This is a genomic window from Actinosynnema sp. NPDC023658 (assembly GCF_040639995.1).
Classification (GTDB): domain Bacteria; phylum Actinomycetota; class Actinomycetes; order Mycobacteriales; family Pseudonocardiaceae; genus Actinosynnema.
On the sequence record NZ_JBFAAX010000031.1, the window covers coordinates 1 to 20161 of the forward strand.

22 protein-coding genes and 1 pseudogene are annotated in these 20161 nt (G+C 71.3%); 17 read left to right on the top strand and 6 right to left on the bottom strand.

What is annotated here, in order from left to right:
- Positions 1 to 438: pseudogene (locus tag AB0G02_RS06710) on the top strand (peptide chain release factor N(5)-glutamine methyltransferase); the annotation flags it as partial.
- 61 nt (positions 439 to 499) lie between these two features.
- On the opposite strand, the gene AB0G02_RS06715 reads toward AB0G02_RS06710, so the two are convergent.
- Positions 500 to 1144, bottom strand: a complete 645-nt coding sequence (locus AB0G02_RS06715) for a hypothetical protein (protein WP_360790373.1) — start codon at positions 1142 to 1144, stop codon at positions 500 to 502.
- Positions 1145 to 1209: 65 nt separating this feature from the next.
- Here AB0G02_RS06715 and AB0G02_RS06720 point away from each other — a divergent pair, with 65 nt between their 5' ends.
- The 11 genes from AB0G02_RS06720 to atpD all read left to right on the top strand — a co-directional run bounded on the left by AB0G02_RS06720 (position 1210) and on the right by atpD (position 11146).
- Positions 1210 to 1854 (top strand): hypothetical protein, encoded by a 645-nt coding sequence (locus tag AB0G02_RS06720; RefSeq protein WP_360790376.1) that lies wholly within the window; start codon positions 1210 to 1212, stop codon positions 1852 to 1854.
- Between the two features lie 43 nt (positions 1855 to 1897).
- Positions 1898 to 2548, top strand: coding sequence for an L-threonylcarbamoyladenylate synthase (locus AB0G02_RS06725; protein WP_360790379.1), 651 nt, complete (start codon positions 1898 to 1900; stop codon positions 2546 to 2548).
- Positions 2549 to 2673: 125 nt separating this feature from the next.
- Positions 2674 to 3834: an MraY family glycosyltransferase gene (locus tag AB0G02_RS06730; RefSeq protein WP_360790382.1), complete on the top strand. Its 1161-nt coding sequence runs from the start codon at positions 2674 to 2676 to the stop codon at positions 3832 to 3834.
- A gap of 81 nt (positions 3835 to 3915) precedes the next feature.
- Positions 3916 to 4389 carry a hypothetical protein gene (locus AB0G02_RS06735; RefSeq protein WP_360790385.1) on the top strand — a complete coding sequence of 158 codons (474 nt, stop codon included), beginning with the start codon at positions 3916 to 3918 and terminating at the stop codon, positions 4387 to 4389.
- Positions 4390 to 4542: 153 nt separating this feature from the next.
- On the top strand, positions 4543 to 5322 hold the full coding sequence (atpB, locus tag AB0G02_RS06740) for a F0F1 ATP synthase subunit A (protein WP_360790388.1): 780 nt from the start codon (positions 4543 to 4545) through the stop codon (positions 5320 to 5322).
- A 61-nt stretch (positions 5323 to 5383) separates the two neighbouring features.
- The gene (locus tag AB0G02_RS06745) at positions 5384 to 5638 is read left to right on the top strand and encodes an ATP F0F1 synthase subunit C (RefSeq protein WP_360790391.1); all 255 of its coding nucleotides are present in this window, start codon (positions 5384 to 5386) and stop codon (positions 5636 to 5638) included.
- 31 nt (positions 5639 to 5669) lie between these two features.
- Complete coding sequence (locus tag AB0G02_RS06750; RefSeq protein ID WP_360790394.1) at positions 5670 to 6221, top strand: F0F1 ATP synthase subunit B; 552 nt, start codon at positions 5670 to 5672, stop codon at positions 6219 to 6221.
- Positions 6222 to 6231: 10 nt separating this feature from the next.
- Positions 6232 to 7068, top strand: a complete 837-nt coding sequence (locus AB0G02_RS06755) for a F0F1 ATP synthase subunit delta (protein WP_360790397.1) — start codon at positions 6232 to 6234, stop codon at positions 7066 to 7068.
- Positions 7069 to 7127: 59 nt separating this feature from the next.
- The gene (gene atpA / locus AB0G02_RS06760) at positions 7128 to 8774 is read left to right on the top strand and encodes a F0F1 ATP synthase subunit alpha (RefSeq protein ID WP_360790400.1); all 1647 of its coding nucleotides are present in this window, start codon (positions 7128 to 7130) and stop codon (positions 8772 to 8774) included.
- Positions 8775 to 8781: 7 nt separating this feature from the next.
- Positions 8782 to 9717, top strand: coding sequence for a F0F1 ATP synthase subunit gamma (locus tag AB0G02_RS06765; RefSeq protein WP_360790402.1), 936 nt, complete (start codon positions 8782 to 8784; stop codon positions 9715 to 9717).
- Positions 9710 to 11146 (top strand): F0F1 ATP synthase subunit beta, encoded by a 1437-nt coding sequence (gene atpD / locus AB0G02_RS06770; protein WP_360790405.1) that lies wholly within the window; start codon positions 9710 to 9712, stop codon positions 11144 to 11146. The genes AB0G02_RS06765 and atpD overlap by 8 nt, the downstream gene beginning before the upstream one ends.
- Before the next feature lie 73 nt (positions 11147 to 11219).
- Here atpD and AB0G02_RS06775 read toward each other — a convergent pair whose 3' ends face one another.
- The gene (locus AB0G02_RS06775; protein WP_360790408.1) at positions 11220 to 11966 is read right to left on the bottom strand and encodes an IclR family transcriptional regulator; all 747 of its coding nucleotides are present in this window, start codon (positions 11964 to 11966) and stop codon (positions 11220 to 11222) included.
- A 351-nt stretch (positions 11967 to 12317) separates the two neighbouring features.
- On the opposite strand from AB0G02_RS06775, the gene AB0G02_RS06780 reads away from it, so the two are divergent.
- Together AB0G02_RS06780 and AB0G02_RS06785 are read left to right on the top strand one after the other, a co-directional pair.
- Positions 12318 to 12683, top strand: coding sequence for a F0F1 ATP synthase subunit epsilon (locus AB0G02_RS06780; RefSeq protein WP_360790411.1), 366 nt, complete (start codon positions 12318 to 12320; stop codon positions 12681 to 12683).
- A 22-nt stretch (positions 12684 to 12705) separates the two neighbouring features.
- A complete protein-coding gene (locus tag AB0G02_RS06785) occupies positions 12706 to 13137 on the top strand; it encodes a DUF2550 domain-containing protein (RefSeq protein WP_360790414.1) in 432 nt (143 codons plus the stop codon).
- A gap of 51 nt (positions 13138 to 13188) precedes the next feature.
- On the opposite strand, the gene AB0G02_RS06790 is transcribed toward AB0G02_RS06785, so the two are convergent.
- Positions 13189 to 14055: an NAD(P)-binding domain-containing protein gene (locus tag AB0G02_RS06790; protein ID WP_360790417.1), complete on the bottom strand. Its 867-nt coding sequence runs from the start codon at positions 14053 to 14055 to the stop codon at positions 13189 to 13191.
- 93 nt (positions 14056 to 14148) lie between these two features.
- Here AB0G02_RS06790 and AB0G02_RS06795 point away from each other — a divergent pair, with 93 nt between their 5' ends.
- Complete coding sequence (locus tag AB0G02_RS06795; RefSeq protein ID WP_360790475.1) at positions 14149 to 14505, top strand: helix-turn-helix domain-containing protein; 357 nt, start codon at positions 14149 to 14151, stop codon at positions 14503 to 14505.
- 124 nt (positions 14506 to 14629) lie between these two features.
- Here AB0G02_RS06795 and AB0G02_RS06800 read toward each other — a convergent pair whose 3' ends face one another.
- Positions 14630 to 15202 carry a cob(I)yrinic acid a,c-diamide adenosyltransferase gene (locus AB0G02_RS06800; protein ID WP_360790420.1) on the bottom strand — a complete coding sequence of 191 codons (573 nt, stop codon included), beginning with the start codon at positions 15200 to 15202 and terminating at the stop codon, positions 14630 to 14632.
- A gap of 102 nt (positions 15203 to 15304) precedes the next feature.
- Here AB0G02_RS06800 and murA point away from each other — a divergent pair, with 102 nt between their 5' ends.
- Positions 15305 to 16561 carry a UDP-N-acetylglucosamine 1-carboxyvinyltransferase gene (murA, locus tag AB0G02_RS06805; RefSeq protein WP_360790423.1) on the top strand — a complete coding sequence of 419 codons (1257 nt, stop codon included), beginning with the start codon at positions 15305 to 15307 and terminating at the stop codon, positions 16559 to 16561.
- A 3-nt stretch (positions 16562 to 16564) separates the two neighbouring features.
- On the opposite strand, the gene AB0G02_RS06810 is transcribed toward murA, so the two are convergent.
- Together AB0G02_RS06810 and AB0G02_RS06815 are read right to left on the bottom strand one after the other, a co-directional pair.
- Positions 16565 to 17617 (bottom strand): sulfite oxidase, encoded by a 1053-nt coding sequence (locus tag AB0G02_RS06810; RefSeq protein ID WP_360790426.1) that lies wholly within the window; start codon positions 17615 to 17617, stop codon positions 16565 to 16567.
- Positions 17614 to 17910, bottom strand: a complete 297-nt coding sequence (locus AB0G02_RS06815; protein ID WP_360790429.1) for a hypothetical protein — start codon at positions 17908 to 17910, stop codon at positions 17614 to 17616. The genes AB0G02_RS06810 and AB0G02_RS06815 overlap by 4 nt, the downstream gene beginning before the upstream one ends.
- A 222-nt stretch (positions 17911 to 18132) precedes the next feature.
- Between AB0G02_RS06815 and AB0G02_RS06820 the strand changes: the two genes are divergently transcribed.
- On the top strand, positions 18133 to 20127 hold the full coding sequence (locus tag AB0G02_RS06820; RefSeq protein ID WP_360790432.1) for a protein meaA: 1995 nt from the start codon (positions 18133 to 18135) through the stop codon (positions 20125 to 20127).
- The last annotated feature ends 34 nt before the right edge of the window (positions 20128 to 20161 follow it).

Consider the following 20161-nt stretch of genomic DNA (forward strand, 5'->3'; position numbering starts at 1 on the left):
GTCGAGCGCGACCCCGGCGCGCTGGCCTGGGCGCGGCGCAACGCCGACGCCCGCGCCGCCGCCGGCGACACCCCGATCACCCTGCACTCGGGCGACGTGACCGCGCCGGACGTGCTGTCCGACCTGGACGGCCAGGTGGACCTGGTGCTGTGCAACCCGCCCTACGTGCCGGACGGCACCGAGGTGCAGCCGGAGGTGGCCGACCACGACCCGCGCCACGCCGTCTTCGGCGGCCCGGACGGCCTGGACGTGATCGCGCACGTGGTCGGCCTGGCCGCGCGCCTGCTCAAGCCCGGCGGCCACGTCGCGATCGAGCACGACGACACCCACGGCACGACCGTCCCGGCCCTGCTGTCCGCCCGGCGCGTCCTCACCGACGTCGAGGACCACAAGGACCTCGCCTGGCGCCCCCGCTTCGCCACGGCCCGCCGCGCCTGACCCGCCCGACGCGCCCGACGCACCGCTGCCGTCCGACCGCCGCCGTCGCCGCGCGGTCGGGTCAGGGAGTGGCCAGCTCGACCATCCGCGCCAGTCGCGACCGGGTCAGGTCCCACTCCTCCGGCGGCCCCGCGGAGTACAGGACGTATTCCACACCGTTCGATTCCCAGAACGCGGTGGCCACCCGTTCCGGGTCCGCCGGCGCGCTTTCCTCGAATTCCCACCCGACCGCCGGGTGATTGCGGATCGTGGTCGCGGTCAGGCTCAACCGCCGGTGCCCGGCCTCCCGCTCACGCCCTTCGGCGGCCTCGGTGATGCGGTCCAGCAAGGGCTTCGACGCGTCCGCCACGGGCGCCCCGCCCAGCCTCACCTCGCGCCGCGGCGACGCCGGGTCGGTGGCGACCAGGGTGGTGGCGACCGTGCCCGGGGTGATGGCCCAGTCGGCCGGGATCACCGTGGTGAGACCGCCCGGCGCGTCGACCCTGCGCAGGTCAGCGGGCAGGGCGGTGGTGGTGGAGGCGGGTGCGGCGGTGGTGGTCGGCGGCACCTCCGTGGTGATCGAGGGGACCGTCGGGGCGGATACGGCGACCGGCGCGGGCGTGCGCTCGTCCAGCACCAGGTAGCCCGCGGCGCCGGCCACGACGGCGTACAGCGCCGCGCAGCACAGGGCCAGCGGGAGCGCGCCGATCTGGTTCTTCGCATTCACCGGACGCCTCGCCATCGGGATAACCTGGACGCCAACGCTCCGGCGAGTAAATCGGAGAACCAGCGATGCCTGTCAATGCGCCGAACGAGTGGAGCGAACTGCGGGAATGGCTCGCCGCCCGCATCACCCTGGTCGACCTCACCGAATTCTCCCACCTGGACCGGGTGCGCCTCTCCCGCTCGTCCTCCGCGCTCGCCCCCGCCCTGGACGAGGGCCGTGACAGCCACCTCGCCGCCGCCGCGGTGCGCGGTGAGCTGGAGCGCGGCGGCGGCGCACCCCGGGCCGACGACATCCTGCGCACCTACCTGGCCATCGCGCTCGCCGCCCGCAGCGCCGAGGCCCGCACCCGGACCCCGGGCGGCGCGCTCGCCCTCACCGACCCCGACCAGCTGGCCGAGTGCCGGGCCCTGGCCGACGAGATCCTCACCCTCACCCCGCACCCGGAGCTGATCGCGTTCGCCACCGACCTGCGTCACCGCGTGGAGCGCGCGCGGCGCTGGCGCTGGGTCGAGCCCGACGTCTGGACCGCCGCCCTGGTCGGGCTCGCGGTGCTGGTCCTGCCGTTCGTGGGCGGTGCGGTCGACGACCCGGCGGTGACCGCGGCCGGGGTGCTGGTCGGGGCCTCGCTGGTGTTCGGCTTCGTGGTGGCGCACCGCAAGCGGCAGTGGGCGGTCGACGCGGAGGCGGCCTCCCGCCGGGGGTCCGTGTGACCTCCGCCGCAGCGCTTCCCCGTGCTGTGCTTGGATCAGCAGGGTGAGCACGGTCTACGACTGCAGCGTCCAAGCCGACCGGGAGGCGGGCCTCACCGCCGCCGCGGGCGCGGTGCGCTCCGGGCGCCTCGTGGTCCTCCCCACCGACACCGTCTACGGCATCGGCTGCGACGCGTTCGACGCGTCCGCCGTCCGCGCGTTGCTGGCGGCCAAGGGGCGCGGCCCGGACATGCCGGTGCCGGTGCTGGTCGGCTCCTGGACCACGATCGACGGCCTCGTCCTGGGCGTGCCCCGGCAGGCCCGGGCGCTGATCGAGGCGTTCTGGCCCGGCGGTCTCTCCCTCGTCCTGCCCCACGCGCCCTCGCTGGCCTGGGACCTCGGTCACACCCGCGGCACGGTCATGCTGCGGATGCCGCTGCACCCGGTCGCGCTCGAACTGCTCCGCGACGTCGGCCCGATGGCCGTCTCCAGCGCCAACAAGTCCGGGTTCCCGCCCGCCGGCACCGCGCAGGAGGCCTGGGACCAGCTCGGGGAGGAGGTCGGCGTCTACCTCGACGGCGGCCGGGCGGCGGACAACACCGCCTCCACCATCGTCGACCTGACCGGCCCGGACGCGGTCGTGCTGCGCGAGGGCGCGGTGCCGGTGGCCGAGGTGTCCAAGGCGCTGGGCGTCGAAGTCGAGGTCGCGCGTTAGTGGATCTTCCCGATCGGAGTAGCGTGGTGGTCCCGGCGCACGAACCACCCGCGGAAGACCCACTTCTGCCGGCTCGACCCGTGCCGGACCCGCCCGACACCCCATCTTCGAGGGGCTAGCCAGCCGTGGGCCAGTTGCCTGCCGTGTCCAACGTCCTCCCCGTCCGGGAGTACCTGCTCGTCGCGCTGACCGCCGCCGTCGTGACGTTCCTGCTCGTCGGCCTGGTCCGCGCGCTCGCGTTCCGGATCGGCGCGGTCGCCCACCCCCGCCAGCGCGACGTGCACGTCCAACCCATGCCCCGGATGGGCGGCCTCGCCATGTACGGCGGAGTGCTGGGCGGCATGCTGCTCGCGCACCAGCTGCCGGTCCTGCGCTCGGCGTTCGACTTCTCCTACGACCCGTACGCGGTCATCGTCGGCGGTGGCGTGATCGTCCTGGTGGGCGTGCTGGACGACCGGTTCGAGCTCGACTCGCTGACGAAGCTCGCGGGTCAGGTCACCGCGGCGGGCATCCTGGTGCTGTTCGGCCTGCAGTGGCTGCTGTTCTGGGTGCCGTGGGGCGACGACGGCGAGGGCACCGGGTCGCTGCTGTCGCTGGACCAGAACCAGGGCGCGATCCTGAGCGTGCTGCTGGCCGTGACCATGGTCAACGCGATGAACTTCGTGGACGGCCTGGACGGCCTCGCCGCCGGCATCGGCCTCATCGCCGCCGCCGCCACCTGCGTGTTCTCCATCGGCCTGCTCGCCAACAACGGCGGTGACGTGGGCGCGTACCCGCCCGCGCTGATCGCCGCCACGCTGGCCGGCGCGTGCCTGGGCTTCCTGCCGCACAACTTCAACCCGGCCCGGATCTTCATGGGCGACTCGGGGTCGATGCTGATCGGGCTCATGCTCGCCGCGGCCACGATCTCGGCCTCCGGCAAGATCAACTACGAGTCGGTGCGCGCCACCGACGTGCTCGGCCTGCTCTCGCCGCTGGTCGTGGTGGCCGCCGTGCTGTTCGTGCCGCTGCTGGACCTGCTGATGGCCGTCGTGCGGCGCACCCGGCGCGGCGAGAGCCCGTTCTCCGCGGACAAGATGCACCTGCACCACCGGCTGCTGGAGATCGGCCACTCCCAGCGCCGCGCGGTGCTGCTGATCTACTTGTGGGCGGGCGTGCTGGCGTTCGGCGCGGTGGCCCTGACGCTGTTCGACGTCGTGGTCGTGGTGTGGTGCCTGGCCATCGGTCTCGTCCTCGCGCTGTTGGTCTCCGCGATACCCAGACTTCGCGAAGTGCGGCGCACCTGACCCCCGCCGGTGGGGTGAGCATCAAGGCATCTTTACACTCATCCCGACCAGTGGACGGTGTTCGACCCTCTTGGGGGTGACATGAGCCAGGACAGCACCGAGGGCACGACCGCTCCGGGCAAGGTGGAGTGGACCCACGAGGCCGTCGTGCGGCGACTCGCACGCGAGATGTACCGCAGCGCGTTGTGGGCGGCGCTCGGGACGGTGGTCGCGGGCGTGATCGTCTGGACCGTCCTGGCCGGCGTTCCCGGGTTGGTGGCCGCGCTGATCGGCGGCGCGCTCGCGTGCCTGTCGTCGGCCGGCACGCTGCTGCTCATGCACCGCACCGCCGCGATGCCGCTCCAGGTGATCATGGTGGCGGCGTTCGCCGGGTTCATGGGCAAGCTGATCCTGCTGTTCGCGGTGATGCTGCTGCTGCGCCGGTTCCCGGTCCTGCACACCAACGCGCTGGCCCTCACGATGGCCGCGACCATCCTGGTCGCCACCGCCATGGAGGTGCGCGCTTCCAAGCGCAGTCGCAGTCAGATCGTCATCCCCACCCCTGGAAACACCTGATCTACCGGCTGGTACGGTGCGCGCAAGACGGGACACCCAGGTAGGCGGGGGTGCCTCTCGCAGGCGCTTGCGGTCCGTAAGGTACGTTAAGTCCCGATCGTGACGATTCCCCCGGCGGAGTGAACGCCGGCCGGGAGAACCGGAAGGAACACAGTGACCACGATGGTGCTGGCTGCGGGTGATGAGTTCCACGCACCCGGCGTGAAGGACTTCTTCCTCCCACCGATCTTCGGTGAGGTCACCAAGCCGATGGTGCTGCTGGTGCTCTCGATCCTGATCATCGGTGCGTTCTTCATCGCGGCGACCCGCAACCTCAAGCTCGTTCCCGGCAAGTTCCAGTTCGCCGCCGAGTCGCTCTACGACATCGGCCGGAACTCGATCACCCGCGAGCAGATCGGCGCCAAGGACTTCAAGCCCTTCGTCCCGCTGATCCTCACGGTCTTCACCTTCGTCCTGGTGAACAACCTCTTCGGGTTGATCCCGCTCGTGCAGTTCCCGACGATGTCGCACATCGGTTTCCCGCTGGCCGTCTCGGTGCTCGTGATCTACCCGGTGTACCACTTCGTCGGGTTCAAGCGCCACGGGTTCGTCGGCTACCTCAAGCACCAGACCATGCCGCCCGGTGCGCCGTGGTTCGTGCTGATCCTGCTGATCCCGATCGAGTTCTTCCAGAAGTTCTTCCTGAACCCGCTCACGCTCGCGATCCGAGTCTTCGCGGCCATGTTCGCGGGTCACCTGCTCCTGCTGGTGTTCACCCTGGCCGGTGAGTACCTGCTCTTCGCCGGCGGCATCACCGTCGTGGTCGCGCCCGTCGCGTTCGTCTTCGCCATCGCGCTGACGTTCCTCGAAGCGCTGATCATGGTTCTTCAGGCCTACATCTTCGCGTTGCTGTCCGCCAACTACATCGGCGCGGCGCTGGCCGAAGAGCACTGAGAAATCACAAGCCTCCGATCCGCGAGCGTTCGCGGACCGAGTTGGAAAGGGAACACCACAAGTGAGCGCTATCGTTCTTGCCCAGGAAGCCGCGAACGTCAACCTGAACCAGGGTCTCGCTGCGATCGGTTACGGCCTCGCGGCCATCGGCCCCGGCATCGGCGTGGGTCTCATCTTCTCCTCGGTCATCAACGGCACCGCCCGTCAGCCGGAGGCCCGCGGCGTGCTGCTGAGCCTCGCCTGGACCACGTTCGCCATCGTCGAGGTGCTCGCACTGCTCGGCTTCGTCGTGTACTTCCTCGCGACTGCGGTCTGAGCACCGGTTCATCGCATCAGAGAGGTTTGTGATGAAGACCCTCATCTTGGCGGCGGCGGAGGAAGGGCCCATCAACCCCGTCCTGCCGCACACGTCGGAGATCATCCTCGGCCTGATCTCGTTCCTGCTGCTGCTCTTCGTCATGAAGAAGTTCGTCTCGCCGCGCTTCGAGACGTTGTACGCGGAACGCGCCGCCAAGATCGAGGGCGGGATCGAGAAGGCCGAGCAGGCCCAGGCGCAGGCGCAGCAGGCCCTCGACCAGTACAAGGCGCAGCTGGCCGAGGCCCGTGCCGAGGCGGCTCGCATCCGTGACGACGCCCGCATCGAGGGCGAGCAGATCATCAGCGAGCTGCGCGCCAAGGCGCAGGAGGAGTCCGCGCGGATCGTCGCGCAGGGGCAGACCCAGCTGGAGACGCAGCGCGCGCAGATCGTCGCGGAGCTGCGGGGCGAGCTGGGCAGGCTGGCCATCGACCTGGCGGACCGGGTCGTCGGCGAGTCGCTGGAGGACGAGGTGCGCCGTCGGGGCACCGTCGACCGGTTCCTCTCCGAACTCGACGGCACGTCGGCTCCGGCCGCCAAGTGAGGGAACGCCGATGACGCTGCACGCCGCTAGCCGTGACGCCCTGGCCGCCGCCGAGCTGCGGCTGCTGGAGGTCGTCGACGGCACGACCGGCCCCACCGCCGGCGAGTCCCTGGCGAAGCTGGGCGGCGAGCTGTTCGCGGTCGTCAGCCTGCTGTCGGCGCAGCCCGCGCTGCGCCGGGCGCTGGCCGACAACTCCTCGGACCCCGAGTCCCGGGAACAGCTGCTGCGCGGTCTGCTCGACGGCAAGGTCGTCGACGTGACCCTGCAGGTGCTGGCCACGGTCGTCACCGCCCGCTGGTCCAGCCCCCGCGAGCTGGTCGACGGCGTCGAGTCGCTGGCCCGCACCACGCTGCTGGTGCGGGCGGAGCGGGACGGCAAGCTCGACTCGGTCGAGGACGAGCTGTTCCGGCTCGGCCGGATCATCGCGGGCAACCACGAGCTGGAGCTGGCGCTGTCCGACCCGGGGGCCGAGCCCGCCGGCAAGGTCGCGCTGGTCGACAGCCTCGTGGCGGGCAGGATCGACCCGACCACGAAGACCCTGGTCGACCAGCTCGTCCGCGAGCCCCGCGGCCTGGGGGTCGTCAACGGCCTGAGCGACCTCGCGTCGCTCGCGGCCAAGCGCCGGGAACGTTCTGTCGCCTACGTCCGTTCTGCTGTCGAACTGGACGCGGCGCAGCAGGACCGCCTCGAAGCCACGCTGACCCGGATCTACTCCAGGCCGATCGCACTGCACGTGGAGGTAGACCCCACGCTGCGCGGCGGTCTGCTGATCAAGATCGGTGACGAGGTCATCGACGGAAGCGTGGCCGGTCGGCTGGCGTCACTGCGCCGCGACCTCGCCGGCTGACCGACCGGAACCGCGGCCCACAAGCCCCTTTCCCAGAACGAAGTGAGAGCAGGAACGACATGGCGGAGCTGACGATCTCGTCGGACGAGATCCGCAGTGCGATCGAGAAGTACGTCTCGACCTACTCCCCGGAAGTCAGCCGGGAAGAGGTCGGCGTCGTCGCGGAGACCTACGACGGCATCGCCATCGTCGAGGGTCTGCCCGGCACCATGACCAACGAGCTGCTGGAGTTCCCCGGCGGCGTGCTCGGCGTGGCCCTGAACCTGGAAGTCCGCCAGATCGGCGCGGTCATCCTCGGTGACTACAACGAAATCGAGGAGGGCCAGGAGGTCAAGCGGACCGGCCAGGTGCTCTCCGTGCCGGTGGGCGACGGCTTCCTCGGCCGCGTGGTGAACCCGCTCGGCCAGCCGATCGACGGCCTCGGTGACATCGTGGCCGACGACAACCGCGCCCTGGAGCTGCAGGCCGCGACCGTGCTGCAGCGCCAGCCGGTCAACGAGCCGATGCAGACCGGCATCAAGGCGATCGACGCGATGACCCCGATCGGTCGCGGCCAGCGCCAGCTGATCATCGGTGACCGCAAGACCGGCAAGACCGCGGTCTGCATCGACACGATCATCAACCAGAAGAAGGCCTGGGAGTCGGGCGACCCGAAGCAGCAGGTCCGCTGCGTCTACGTCGCCATCGGCCAGAAGGGCTCCACCATCGCGGGCGTCAAGGCCGCGCTGGAGGAGGCGGGCGCGCTGGAGTACACCACCATCGTGGCCTCCCCGGCGTCCGACGCGGCCGGCTACAAGTGGCTGGCGCCCTACACCGGCTCGGCCATCGGCCAGCACTGGATGTACCAGGGCAAGCACGTCCTGATCATCTTCGACGACCTGACCAAGCAGGCGGAGGCGTACCGCGCCATCTCGCTGCTGCTGCGCCGCCCGCCGGGCCGCGAGGCCTACCCCGGCGACGTCTTCTACTTGCACTCGCGCCTGCTGGAGCGCTGCGCGAAGCTGTCGGACGAGATGGGCGGCGGCTCGATGACCGGCCTGCCGATCATCGAGACGAAGGCCAACGACGTGTCGGCGTACATCCCGACCAACGTCATCTCGATCACCGACGGCCAGTGCTTCCTGGAGTCGGACCTGTTCAACGCCGGTGTGCGCCCGGCCGTCAACGTGGGCATCTCGGTGTCCCGCGTCGGTGGCGCCGCGCAGATCAAGGCGATGAAGGACGTCGCGGGCTCGCTGCGGCTGGACCTGTCGCAGTTCCGCGAGCTGGAGGCGTTCTCCGCCTTCGCCTCGGACCTCGACGCGGCCTCCCGCGCCCAGCTGGAGCGCGGCGCCCGCCTGGTCGAGCTGCTCAAGCAGGGCCAGTACTCGCCGGTCCCCGTCGAGGAGCAGGTCGTCTCGATCTTCCTCGGCACGAACGGGCACTACGACGACATCCCGGTGGGCGACGTCCGCCGCTTCGAGGCGGAGTTCCTGGACCACGTGCGCCGCAGCCACGAGGTCATCCTCTCCGGCATCCGCGAGTCCAAGAAGCTGTCGGACGACGGCCGCAACGGCATCGTGGACGCCGTCACCGCGTTCAAGCAGCAGTTCACCTCCTCGAAGGGCGCCTCGGTCGTCAACGACGCGCCCGCCGACGCGATGGACGCCGACAAGGTCGGACAGGAGTCGGTGAAGGTCAACCGGCACGCTCCGGCCGAGAAGTGACGTAGGCATGGCGGCACAGATCCGAGAGCTGCGCCAGCGGATCCGCTCGGTCAACTCGACCAAGAAGATCACCAAGGCGTACGAGCTCATCGCCACGTCCCGGCTCGCCCGGGCCCAGTCGAGGGTCGCGGCGTCCCGTCCCTACGCGGAGGAGATCACCTCGGTGCTCTCCGCGCTGGCGACGGCGTCCGCGAACCTGGACCACCCGCTGCTGACCGAGCGCAAGGAGCCCAAGCGGGCCGGTGTGCTGGTCGTGACCAGTGACAAGGGCATGTGCGGCGCCTACAACGCCAACGTGCTGAAGGCCGCGGAGGAGCTGTTCGCGCTGCTGCGGTCCGAGGGCAAGGAGCCGGTGCTCTACGTCGTCGGTCGCAAGGGCGTGGGCTACTACAAGTTCCGCCGGCGCACGATCGCGGGCGAGTGGACCGGGTTCTCCCAGCTCCCCCACTACGTCAACGCCGTCGAGGCCGGTGACGCGCTGGTGAAGGCGTTCGTCGCGGGCAGCGACGACGGCGCCACCCCGCCCGGTCCGGACGGGGTGCTCGGCGTGGACGAGCTGCACGTGGTCTACACCGAGTTCCACTCGATGCTGAGCCAGACGCCGGTCGCCAAGCGGATCGCGCCGATGGTGGTCGACTTCGACCCGGAGCCGCAGAAGCTCCAGTCGGTGTACTCGTTCGAGCCGAGCGCGGAGACGCTGCTGGGCGCGTTGCTGCCCAAGTACGTCAAGACCCGGCTCTTCTCGGCACTGCTGGACGCGGCGGCCTCGGAGTCGGCGGCGCGGCGGACCGCGATGAAGGCGGCGACGGACAACGCCACCGAGCTGGTCCGCTCGCTCAGCCGTCAGGCGAACGCGGCTCGCCAGGCCCAGATCACCCAGGAGATCAGCGAGATCGTCGGTGGCGCCTCCGCGCTAACCGGGGGCGCAGGAAGTGATGAGTGACATGACTGCTACTGCCACCACCACCCGCACCGGCCGTGTGGCCCGGGTGATCGGTGCCGTCGTCGACGTGGAGTTCCCGCGTGGCGCGGTGCCGGAGCTGTTCAACGCCCTGCACGTGGAGATCACCGCCGAGTCGGTGGCCAAGACGCTGACCCTGGAGGTCGCCCAGCACCTGGGTGACAACCTGGTCCGCACCATCTCGATGCAGCCGACCGACGGCCTGGTCCGCGGCGCGACCGTGTCCGACACCGGCAGCGCGATCAGCGTGCCCGTCGGGGACGTCGTCAAGGGCCACGTGTTCAACGCGCTGGGCGACTGCCTCGACCAGCCCGGTCTCGGCCGCGACGGCGAGCAGTGGGAGATCCACCGCAAGGCGCCGGCCTTCGACCAGCTCGAGGGCAAGACCGAGATCCTGGAAACGGGCATCAAGGTCATCGACCTGCTGACCCCGTACGTCAAGGGCGGCAAGATCGGCCTGTTCGGCGGCGCGGGCGTGGGCAAGACGGTGCTCATCCAGGAGATGATCACCCGTATCGCCCGCGAGTTCTCCGGCACGTCGGTGTTCGCCGGCGTCGGTGAGCGCACCCGTGAGGGCACCGACCTCCTCCTGGAGATGGAGGAGATGGGTGTGCTCGGGGACACCGCCCTGGTGTTCGGTCAGATGGACGAGCCGCCCGGCACGCGCATGCGCGTCGCGCTGTCCGCGCTGACGATGGCGGAGTACTTCCGCGACGTGCAGGGCCAGGACGTGCTGCTGTTCATCGACAACATCTTCCGCTTCACCCAGGCGGGCTCGGAGGTGTCGACCCTGCTGGGCCGCATGCCGTCCGCCGTGGGTTACCAGCCGACGCTGGCGGACGAGATGGGTGAGCTCCAGGAGCGCATCACCTCGACGCGCGGTAAGTCGATCACCTCGCTGCAGGCCATCTACGTGCCCGCGGACGACTACACCGACCCCGCCCCCGCCACCACGTTCGCCCACCTGGACGCGACGACGGAGCTCTCCCGTCCGATCTCCCAGAAGGGCATCTACCCGGCGGTGGACCCGCTGTCCTCGTCCTCCCGGATCCTGGAGCCGTCGATCGTCGGCGAGGAGCACTACCGGGTGGCGCAGGAGGTCAAGCGGATCCTGCAGAAGTACAAGGAGCTGCAGGACATCATCGCCATCCTCGGCATGGACGAGCTGTCCGAGGAGGACAAGGTCCTCGTCGGTCGCGCCCGTCGCCTGGAGCGCTTCCTCGGCCAGAACTTCATCGTGGCCGAGAAGTTCACCGGTCAGCCGGGTTCCTTCGTGCCGATCAAGGACACGATCGAGGCGTTCGACCGCGTCTGCAAGGGCGAGTTCGACCACTACCCGGAGCAGGCGTTCTTCTCCTGCGGCGGGTTGGACGACGTCGAGGCCAACGCCAAGAAGCTCGCCGGCAAGTGAGTCGGGCTTGACGAAGGGCCGTCCCCGGTGGGGGCGGCCCTTCGGGCGTTACCGGGGACGGTCGCCGGGCCGGTCAGCGGGCCACCCAGCCCAGGGCGCGCGAGATCGCCAGGCCGCACGTCCGCACGGCGGGCACGACGGTGTCGGTGCGGGTGCCGGTGGGGACGACGACGGACACCGCGCCGACCACCTCGCCCTGCTGGCCGCGCACGGGTGCGGCGACCGAGTAGGTGATCATCTCGATCTGGCGGTCGCTGATCGCGTAACCGTCGCGGCGCACCCTGGCCAGGGTCTCCCGCAGCTCGCCGGGCGTGGCGATCGTCTTCGGCGTGAACCGCTTCAACGGGCCGGCCAGGACGGCGTCCTGCACCGGGACGGGCGCGGCGGCCAGCAGCACCAGGCCGACGCCCGTGCAGTGCAGCGGCATCCGGCTGCCCACGCGCGTCACCACGTTCACCGCGTCCCGCGCCGAGATCCGCTCCACGTACACGACCTCCGCGCCATCGCGCACGGCCAGCTGCACGTTGTGCCGCGTCACCTCGTACAGGTCCTCCAGGAACGGCAGCGCGCGGTCGCGCAGGTCCAGGCTGCCCGGCGACAGCGCGCCCAGCTCCAGCAGCCTCAGGCCCACGCAGTAGCGGCCGTCCGGGGTGCGGTCGAGCGCGCGCAGCCGCACCAGGGACGCCACCAGCCGGTGCGTCGTGCTCAGCGGCAGGCCGGAGTGGCGGCTCAGCTCGGACAGCGTCACCGCCGGCCGGTCCACGGTGAACACGGACAGCAGCGAGAACGCGCGTTCCAGCAGCGACTTCGGTGTCGGCACGGGTCCTGTCCCTCGGCGGCGGTGGGTCGACGGGCACAGTCTTCCACTCATCGGAAACGGCACCGACCGGTTTTCGTGAGCCCCGCCACGCTCGTGGATCAGGCGGATCACGCGCTCGGCCGGGTACCCGTCGAGGGCGGCGCCGGGGCTGTCGGTGGCGGGGAAGTCGGTGCGGCGGCGGGGTTGCCGGTCGCGGGTGCGGTGGCGGACCGGGTGGGCGCGCGGCCGTCAAGACGGCCCCCCGGGCGGGTCGTGGCGTGAAGTGGGCACGTCTGGGGGTGGCTGGTGCGGCGCTGTGTTCCGGTCACCGTTTAGACTGCTGGTGACTCCAGTCGACTCAGGGAGATGCGCGTGGCCGAGATGACCGTCCAGCTGGTCGCGGTGGAACGCCGCCTGTGGTCCGGCACGGCCACCACGGTGGTCGCGCAGACGCTCGAAGGCGAGATCGGCATCCTGCCCGGCCACGAGCCGGTGCTCGGCCAGCTGGTCGAGGGCGGCGTGGTCCGGATCCGCACCACGGACAACGAGCTCGTCACGGCGGCCGTGCACGGCGGGTTCCTCTCCGTGACCGGTGAGGGCGTGAGCATCCTCGCCGAGGACGCGGAGCTCTCCCACGAGATCGACGTAGACCGGGCCCGCGCGGACGTCCAGAACTCGGACGACGTGGAGCGGGTCAGGGCCATCGCGCGGCTCCGCGCCGCAGGGCACTCGGCCTGACGCGGACGAGCGGACAGACGCCGTGGGGATCGCCGAACTGGTCGGGGTGGTCCTGTTCTGCGCGGTGGTCGTCCTGGTGTACCTCACCTGGCGCCGCGTCCGGCTGCTGCGCGCCGGTGGCGTGCACGTCTCGTTGAGGGCGCGGCTGGAGGACTCCGGGCGGGGTTGGCACCTGGGTGTCGGGCACTACCGGGGCGACGAGTTCGCCTGGTTCCGCGTGCTGAGCCTGCGCTCCGGCCCGGACATGGTCATCTCCCGCGACGGCTTCGAGATCGACGACCGCCGCGAGCCCACCCCGCCCGAGGCGTACGCGATGCCCACGGGGGCGGTGGTGCTCCGCTGTCGGGGCAGCAAGGGCGAGGTCGAGATCGCGATGGGCCCGGACGCGCTGACGGGATTCCTGTCCTGGTTGGAGTCGGCGCCTCCGGGCCGGTCCATTCCCTGGGCCTCCTAGCCCCTCGCGCCCGGTTCACCCACGGCGGTCGACCCGCACGTCGTCACTTGGTCAGGCCGGGTGCTTGACGCTCTCGTAGATCCGGGCGAAGCCCTCCCCGCCGCGACCGGCGTCGACCTGCCGCCGGATCAGCTCCTGCACCACGTCGACCACCTCGGTGGAGATGCCCTGCGCGGCACTGGCGTCGATCAGGTCGCGCAGGTCGGAGAAGTCCAGGCTCTGCTGCCCCGGCGCGGTGTAGTCGCCGCCGTCGACCACGGCGGCGAGCCCGGCCAGCGCGCCGGTCATGGCGGACAGCCACGGCGCGGCCCGCCGGGCGAACGCGGTGGCCGAGACGCCGGCGCCCGCGACCATCGCCGCGCCGTGGAAGAACCCGGCGAACATCACGTACATGCCGGCGAGCAGCGCGAGGTCGTACAGCGAGGCCAGGCCGGGGTCGTCACCAAGGTGGGTGCTCGCACCCCACAGGTCCAGCAGCGGGCGGTGCTGCTCGAACGCGGCCTCCGAGCCGCTGCAGAGGATCGACGAGCCGGGCAGGCCGATCATCGGCGGCACGGCCAGGATGCCGCCGTCGAGGTACGCCACGCCGTGCCCGGCCGCCCAGGCGGCGATCTCCCTCGCCTGCTCCGGCGTCGTCGTGGTGACGTTGATCAGCGTGCGGCCGGTGAGCAGGTCGGCCACCGGGTCGAGGACGTCGTGGACGGAGGCGGCGTCGAGCAGGCACGCGACCACCACGTCGGAGGCGGTCACGGCGTCGGGCACGGTGTCGGCGGCGGTGGCGCCCAGGGCGACGAGCGCGTGGGCCTTGGCCGGTGTGCGGTTCCAGACCGCGGTGGGGTGCCCGGCGCGCACCAGCGCCGCGGCGAGGGCGGCGCCCATCGCGCCCAGCCCGAGAACGGTCACGTTGGTCTTCGTCATGCGTCGATCGTCGCCGGTACCGGTGCGGGCGACCAGTACGGACTATTTTGTGCGGTACCCACTTTTTGGTGAGTGACTCCCCCGGAGGCCTTCATGGCGGCGCGGCGCGGTCCCTACTTCTGCGGCATCGACGCCGCCATGGACGTGGTGTCCGGGAAGTGGAAGTCGTTGGTCCTGTGGGAGCTGCACCACCACGGGGTGCGCAGGTTCGCCCAGCTCCGCCGAGGCCTGCCCGGCGTGAGCGAGAAGGTGCTCGTGCAGCAGCTGCGGGAGATGGAGGAGGACGGCCTCGTGCGCCGCGAGGTGTTCCCCGAGGTGCCGCCGCGGGTCGAGTACTCGCTGACCGAGCACGGGGTGTCGCTCAACGAGGCGTTGTCCGCGCTGGGCGCCTGGGGCACCGAGAGGATGCGGCGGATCGGCGCGGAGAAGGTGCCCTCCGGGGCGTCCTGACCGGACCGGTCGCGGCGCGACCAGCCCGGGTGGCGGGCGGGGGCCGGCGGAACGGGGTGCCGAGCCGGCGCGGCGCGTCCCGGTCGGCGGGGCGGCATGACCCCGCCGACGTCGCGGTCGGGGGTCAGGCGTTGGCCCCCGGCCGCCAGAGCACGTCACCGTCCGGGTTCGCGACCCTGGCCAGGATGAACAGCAGGTCGGACAGCCGGTTCAGGTACTTCGCGGTCAGCGCGTTGGTCCGCTCGGGCTCGACCTCGATCAACGCCCACGCGCCCCGCTCGGCCCGCCGGGCGATGGTCCGGGCCTGGTGCAGCAGCGCCGCGCCGGGCGTGCCGCCGTTGAGGATGAACGACTCCAGCTTGCCCAACCGGGAGTTGAACGAGTCGCACCAGGACTCCAGCCGGTCCACGTACGCCTGGGTGACCCGCAGCGGCGGGTGCTCCGGGTCCGCCACGACCGGCGTGCACAGGTCCGCGCCCACGTCGAACAGGTCGTTCTGGACCTGCCGGACGACCTCCGCGACGTCGGTCTCCAGCGCCCCGAGCGCCAGGGCCACGCCCAGCGCGGCGTTGGTCTCGTCCACGTCGGCGTACGCGGTGATCCGCGGGGAGGTCTTGGGCACCCGGGAGAAGTCCCCGAGACCGGTGGTCCCGTCGTCTCCGACGCGGGTGTAGATCTTCGTCAGGTGCACGGCCATGCCAGCACTGTAGACACCGCGCGACGCCCCGGCCGCAGACCACGAACGGGCACGATTCAGACCGTACGTAGGATTGCGGCACAACGAGAAGGAGTCCCTTACGTGAGTGAGCACTTCCGGGTCCAGGGCGGTGCGCGGCTCGTCGGCGAGGTCGCCGTCGTAGGCGCGAAGAACAGCGTGCTCAAGCTGATGGCGGCGGCGCTGCTGGCCGAGGGCACCACCACCATCACCAACTGCCCCGAGATCCTGGACGTGCCGCTGATGGCGGACGTCCTGCGCAGCCTGGGCTGCGAGGTGACCCTCGACGGTCGGGTCGTCAGGATCACCACGCCCAAGGAGCTCAACCACCGCGCCGACTCGGAGGCGATGGGCAAGCTGCGCGCGTCCGTCTGCGTCCTCGGCCCCCTGGTGGGCCGGTGCAAGCGCGCGGTGGTCGCGCTGCCCGGCGGTGACGCGATCGGCAACCGGCCCCTGGACATGCACCAGAACGGCCTGCGCAAGCTCGGCGCGCACAGCGAGATCGAGCACGGCTGCGTGATCGCGGAGGCCGAGGGCCTGCACGGCGCGCAGATCTGGCTCGACTTCCCCAGCGTGGGCGCGACGGAGAACATCCTGATGGCGGCGGTGCTGGCCAACGGCACCACGGTCATCGACAACGCCGCCCGCGAACCGGAGATCGTGGACATCTGCGTGATGCTGCAGCAGATGGGCGCGAAGATCGAGGGCGCGGGCACGTCCACGCTCACCGTGCACGGCGTGGAGTCGCTCCAGCCCACCGAGCACCGGGTCATCGGTGACCGGATCGTCGGCGCCACCTGGGCGTTCGCCGCCGTCATGACCCGCGGTGACATCACCGTGCGCGGGGTGGACCCGCACCACCTCGACCTGGTGCTGGAGAAGCTGCGCACGGCGGGCGCGGACATCACCACGCTGGACGACGGCTTCCGCGTGGTGCAGACCGACCGACCGCGGTCGGTGGACTTCGTGACGCTGCCCTACCCCGGCTTCGCCACCGACCTCCAGCCGTTCGCGATCGCGCTGTCCAGCGTGTCCGACGGCACGTCGATGATCACCGAGAACCTGTTCGAGGCCCGGTTCCGGTTCATCGAGGAGATGGTGCGGCTGGGCGCGGACGCGCGCACCGACGGCCACCACGCGGTGGTGCGGGGCGTGGAGCGGCTGTCCAGCGCGCCGGTGTGGGCGTCGGACATCCGCGCGGGCGCGGGCCTGGTGCTGGCCGGGTTGTGCGCGGACGGCGTGAGCGAGGTCTACGAGATCTTCCACATCGAGCGCGGCTACCCGGGCTTCGTGGAGAACCTGCGCAAGCTCGGCGCGACCGTGGACCGGGTCGGCGCCTGACCCTCACGGGCGGACGGTGACCGGCACGCGCTGCGCGGTGTTGTTCGCCATGCCCTGCCGGTTCCACGGCTGGTCGACGGGTTGGACGAGGCCGTCGGCGTCCGTCGCGCGCACGCGCAGCACGTGCTCGCCGGGCGTCGCGTCCCACGCGCACTCCCAGCGCCGCCACGCGTACCGGTCGCCGGCGGGGCCGAGGTCGGCCTCGACCCACGTCCCGTCCAGCTCCACCTCGACCTTCGCCACGGGCGCGTGACCGCTCCACGCGCGCCCGGTCAGCACCACCCGGCCGGCCTGGACGAACCGCTGCCGGGTCATGAAGTCGGGGAAGCCGGGCGGGACCATCAGGGCCTTGGGCAGGATGCGGGTCACCGGCTCGCCCTGCTCGTCCGGCCCGTGCGTGATCCGGTAGGCCACGGCCTGCTGGAACCCGTCGAACGGCCGGTCGAGCGCGGTGATCGAGCGCAGCCACTTCACGTGCGCCATGCCGTACCAGCCGGGCACCACGAGCCGCAGCGGTGCGCCGTGCTGGGGCAGCAGCGGCTGCCCGTTCATCTCGTAGGCCAGCAGCACGTCCGGTCGCAGCGCCTCGGCCACCGGCAGCGCGCGCTGGTAGTCCTGCTCCACGCCCCGGTCCAGCCCGTGGTCGAGCCCGGTGAACACCACGTCCACCGCGTCCGGCGGGAGGTCGGCCAGCAGCGGCGCCAGCGGCGTGCCGGTCCACGTCGCGCAGCCCACCGCCTCGTCCAGCCACGGCTGGCTCACCGGCCGCGGGTGCAGCTTCGCCCGGCCGTTGCCCGCGCACTCCAGCGTCACCTGCTCGGTCACCGCGGGCAGGTCGCGCAACTCGTCGAGCGTCCACGTGCGGCCGAGCACGTCCAGCGACCACCCGGTGACGTCCGGGATGTCGTAGTGGATCAGCAGGTAGTGCAGCCCGGCGGGCGTCTCGTCGTAGCGCAGCGCCTCCAGCGGCATGCCGTGGTTGCGCGCGGCGAGCCGGAGCTCGTCGATCGAGATGCCCTCTTCGTCGTCGGCGATCCTGGACAGGCCGATGGTCACGGTGCGCTCCGCAGGAGGAGTTCGGCGTCGGGCGCGTCGGCCGGGAACACCAGGAGCCGGTGCAGGTCGTCGCGTCGCACCACTGTGACCTTGATGCGGGCCGCCCGCAAGCGCTTGGCGAGCGCGTCCGCCGCGGTCGGCGTGGGCACGGCGGCGACCTCGGTCAGCAGGCCGAAGTCGTCACCGGTGTAGTCCGGCACGGCCCGCCGGTCGTTGCCGAACGCCCAGCGCAGCACCAGGGCCAGCAGCCCGAGGGCGCCGACCGGGAACAGGAAGGTCGTGAGCACGGTCACGCCCCCCATGCTGCCGCAGCTTCGATTCAGTGAGCAACGGCACCTGCGGGCCGTGTTACCCGTCAGTACGCTTCGAACCACGCGAGGTCGCGTCGATCGTTCGTGACTCGTTCCCCGGCGATCACGCCCTTCGATCGTCGGGAAACCAGGCGCGAGCGGTCGCTTCCAGGCGACCTCGCCCGCCATCTGCGGAGCAGGGGCAATACAACACAGGAGGTTGCCGTGCCGTACCCGGCCGACCGAGAGCGCGACCGTCCGTGGGTGATGCGGACGTACGCCGGTCACTCCAGCGCCACCGCCTCCAACGCGCTGTACCGCCGCAACCTCGCCAAGGGCCAGACGGGCCTGTCGGTGGCGTTCGACCTGCCCACGCAGACCGGGTACGACCCGGACGACGAGCTGGCCAGGGGCGAGGTCGGCAAGGTCGGCGTGCCCGTCAGCCACATCGGTGACATGCGGCAGCTCTTCGACCGGATCCCGCTGGCCGAGGCGAACACGTCCATGACCATCAACGCGACGGCCATGTGGCTGCTCGCGCTGTACGTGAGCGTGGCCGAGGAGCAGGGCGCGGACCGCGCGACCCTCGCCGGCACCACGCAGAACGACATCATCAAGGAGTACCTGTCCCGCGGCACGTACGTGTTCCCGCCGGGGCCGAGCCTGCGGCTGATCACCGACGTGGTCGCGTGGACCGTGTCGAACGCGCCCAGGTGGAACCCGATCAACATCTGCTCGTACCACCTGCAGGAGGCGGGCGCGACGCCCGTGCAGGAGATCGCCTACTCCCTGTCGACCGCGATCGCGGTGCTGGACTCGGTGTTCGACTCCGGCCAGGTGTCCGAGGAGCGGCGCGGCGAGGTCGTCGCCCGCATCTCCTTCTTCGTCAACGCCGGCGTGCGGTTCGTCGAGGAGATGTGCAAGATGCGGGCGTTCGTCCGGCTCTGGGACGAGATCACCCGCGACCGGTACGGCATCACCGACCCCAAGCACCGCCGGTTCCGGTACGGCGTGCAGGTCAACTCGCTCGGGCTCACCGAGGCGCAGCCGGAGAACAACGTCCAGCGGATCGTGCTGGAGATGCTGGCCGTGACGCTGTCCCGGGACGCCCGCGCCCGCGCGATCCAGCTGCCGGCGTGGAACGAGGCGCTGGGCCTGCCGCGTCCGTGGGACCAGCAGTGGGCGCTGCGGATGCAGCAGGTGCTGGCCTACGAGACGGACCTGCTGGAGTACGGCGACCTCTTCGACGGCTCGCACGTCGTGCAGGCGAAGGTGGACGAGCTCGTCGAGGGCGCACGGGCCGAGATCGACCGCGTGCAGGCGATGGGCGGCGCGGTCGCGGCCGTCGAGTCCGGGTACATGAAGTCGGCGCTGGTGTCGTCGTTGGCCGAACGGCGTCGGCGGGTCGAGTCCGGTGAGGACGTCGTGGTGGGCGTCAACAGGTTCGCCACCACCGAGCCGTCGCCGTTGCAGGCCGAGGGCGCGAACGCGATCGAGCAGATCGACCCGGTGGTGGAGCAGCAGGCCGTCGAGGCGATCCGGGCGTGGCGGTCCTCGCGCGACGACGCGGCGGTGAAGTCCACCCTGGACGACCTGCGCGCGGCGGCGAAGACGGACCGGAACCTGGTCGAGGCCACCATCGCGTGCGCCCGCGCGGGCGTGACGACGGGGGAGTGGTCGCAGGCGTTGCGCGAGACGTTCGGCGAGTACCGGGCACCCACCGGGGTGTCGGCCGCGTCGGCGTCCGGCGAGGCGGGCGCGGAGATCGGCCGGGTGCGCGAGCGCGTGCGGGCCACCGGTGGGGAGCTGGGCGAGCGGCTGCGGATCCTGGTCGGCAAGCCGGGCCTGGACGGCCACTCCAACGGCGCCGAGCAGGTCGCCGTGCGGGCCCGCGACGTCGGCTTCGAGGTCGTGTACCAGGGCATCCGGCTCACGCCCGCGCAGATCGTCGCCGCCGCCGTGCAGGAGGACGTGCACGTGGTGGGCCTGTCGATCCTGTCCGGCTCGCACCTGGAGGTGGTGCCCGCCGTGGTCGACGGCCTGCGCGCGGCGGGGGCCGGTGACGTGCCGGTCATCGTCGGGGGGATCGTCCCGCCCGACGACGCCGAGGAGCTGCGCCGGCGCGGGGTGGCCCGGGTGTTCACGCCGAAGGACTACGAGCTGACCGACATCATGGACGAGATCGTGACCGTCGTGCGCGAGGCGAACGAGCTGGACTGACGGCCGCTGCTCCGCAGGCGGCGGCGACCCCGCG

Bases quoted from the DNA above. Each gene is read 5' to 3' on its own strand.
- AB0G02_RS06750 (WP_360790394.1), top strand. From the start codon at position 5,670: ATGAAGACCCTCATCTTGGCGGCGGCGGAGGAAGGGCCCATCAACCCC.
- AB0G02_RS06765 (WP_360790402.1), top strand. From the start codon at position 8,782: ATGGCGGCACAGATCCGAGAGCTGCGCCAGCGGATCCGCTCGGTCAAC.
- AB0G02_RS06795 (WP_360790475.1), top strand. From the start codon at position 14,149: ATGGCGGCGCGGCGCGGTCCCTACTTCTGCGGCATCGACGCCGCCATG.
- AB0G02_RS06755 (WP_360790397.1), top strand. From the start codon at position 6,232: ATGACGCTGCACGCCGCTAGCCGTGACGCCCTGGCCGCCGCCGAGCTG.
- AB0G02_RS06735 (WP_360790385.1), top strand. From the start codon at position 3,916: ATGAGCCAGGACAGCACCGAGGGCACGACCGCTCCGGGCAAGGTGGAG.
- atpD (WP_360790405.1), top strand. From the start codon at position 9,710: ATGAGTGACATGACTGCTACTGCCACCACCACCCGCACCGGCCGTGTG.
- AB0G02_RS06800 (WP_360790420.1), bottom strand. From the start codon at position 15,202: ATGGCCGTGCACCTGACGAAGATCTACACCCGCGTCGGAGACGACGGG.
- AB0G02_RS06720 (WP_360790376.1), top strand. From the start codon at position 1,210: ATGCCTGTCAATGCGCCGAACGAGTGGAGCGAACTGCGGGAATGGCTC.
- AB0G02_RS06790 (WP_360790417.1), bottom strand. From the start codon at position 14,055: ATGACGAAGACCAACGTGACCGTTCTCGGGCTGGGCGCGATGGGCGCC.
- atpA (WP_360790400.1), top strand. From the start codon at position 7,128: ATGGCGGAGCTGACGATCTCGTCGGACGAGATCCGCAGTGCGATCGAG.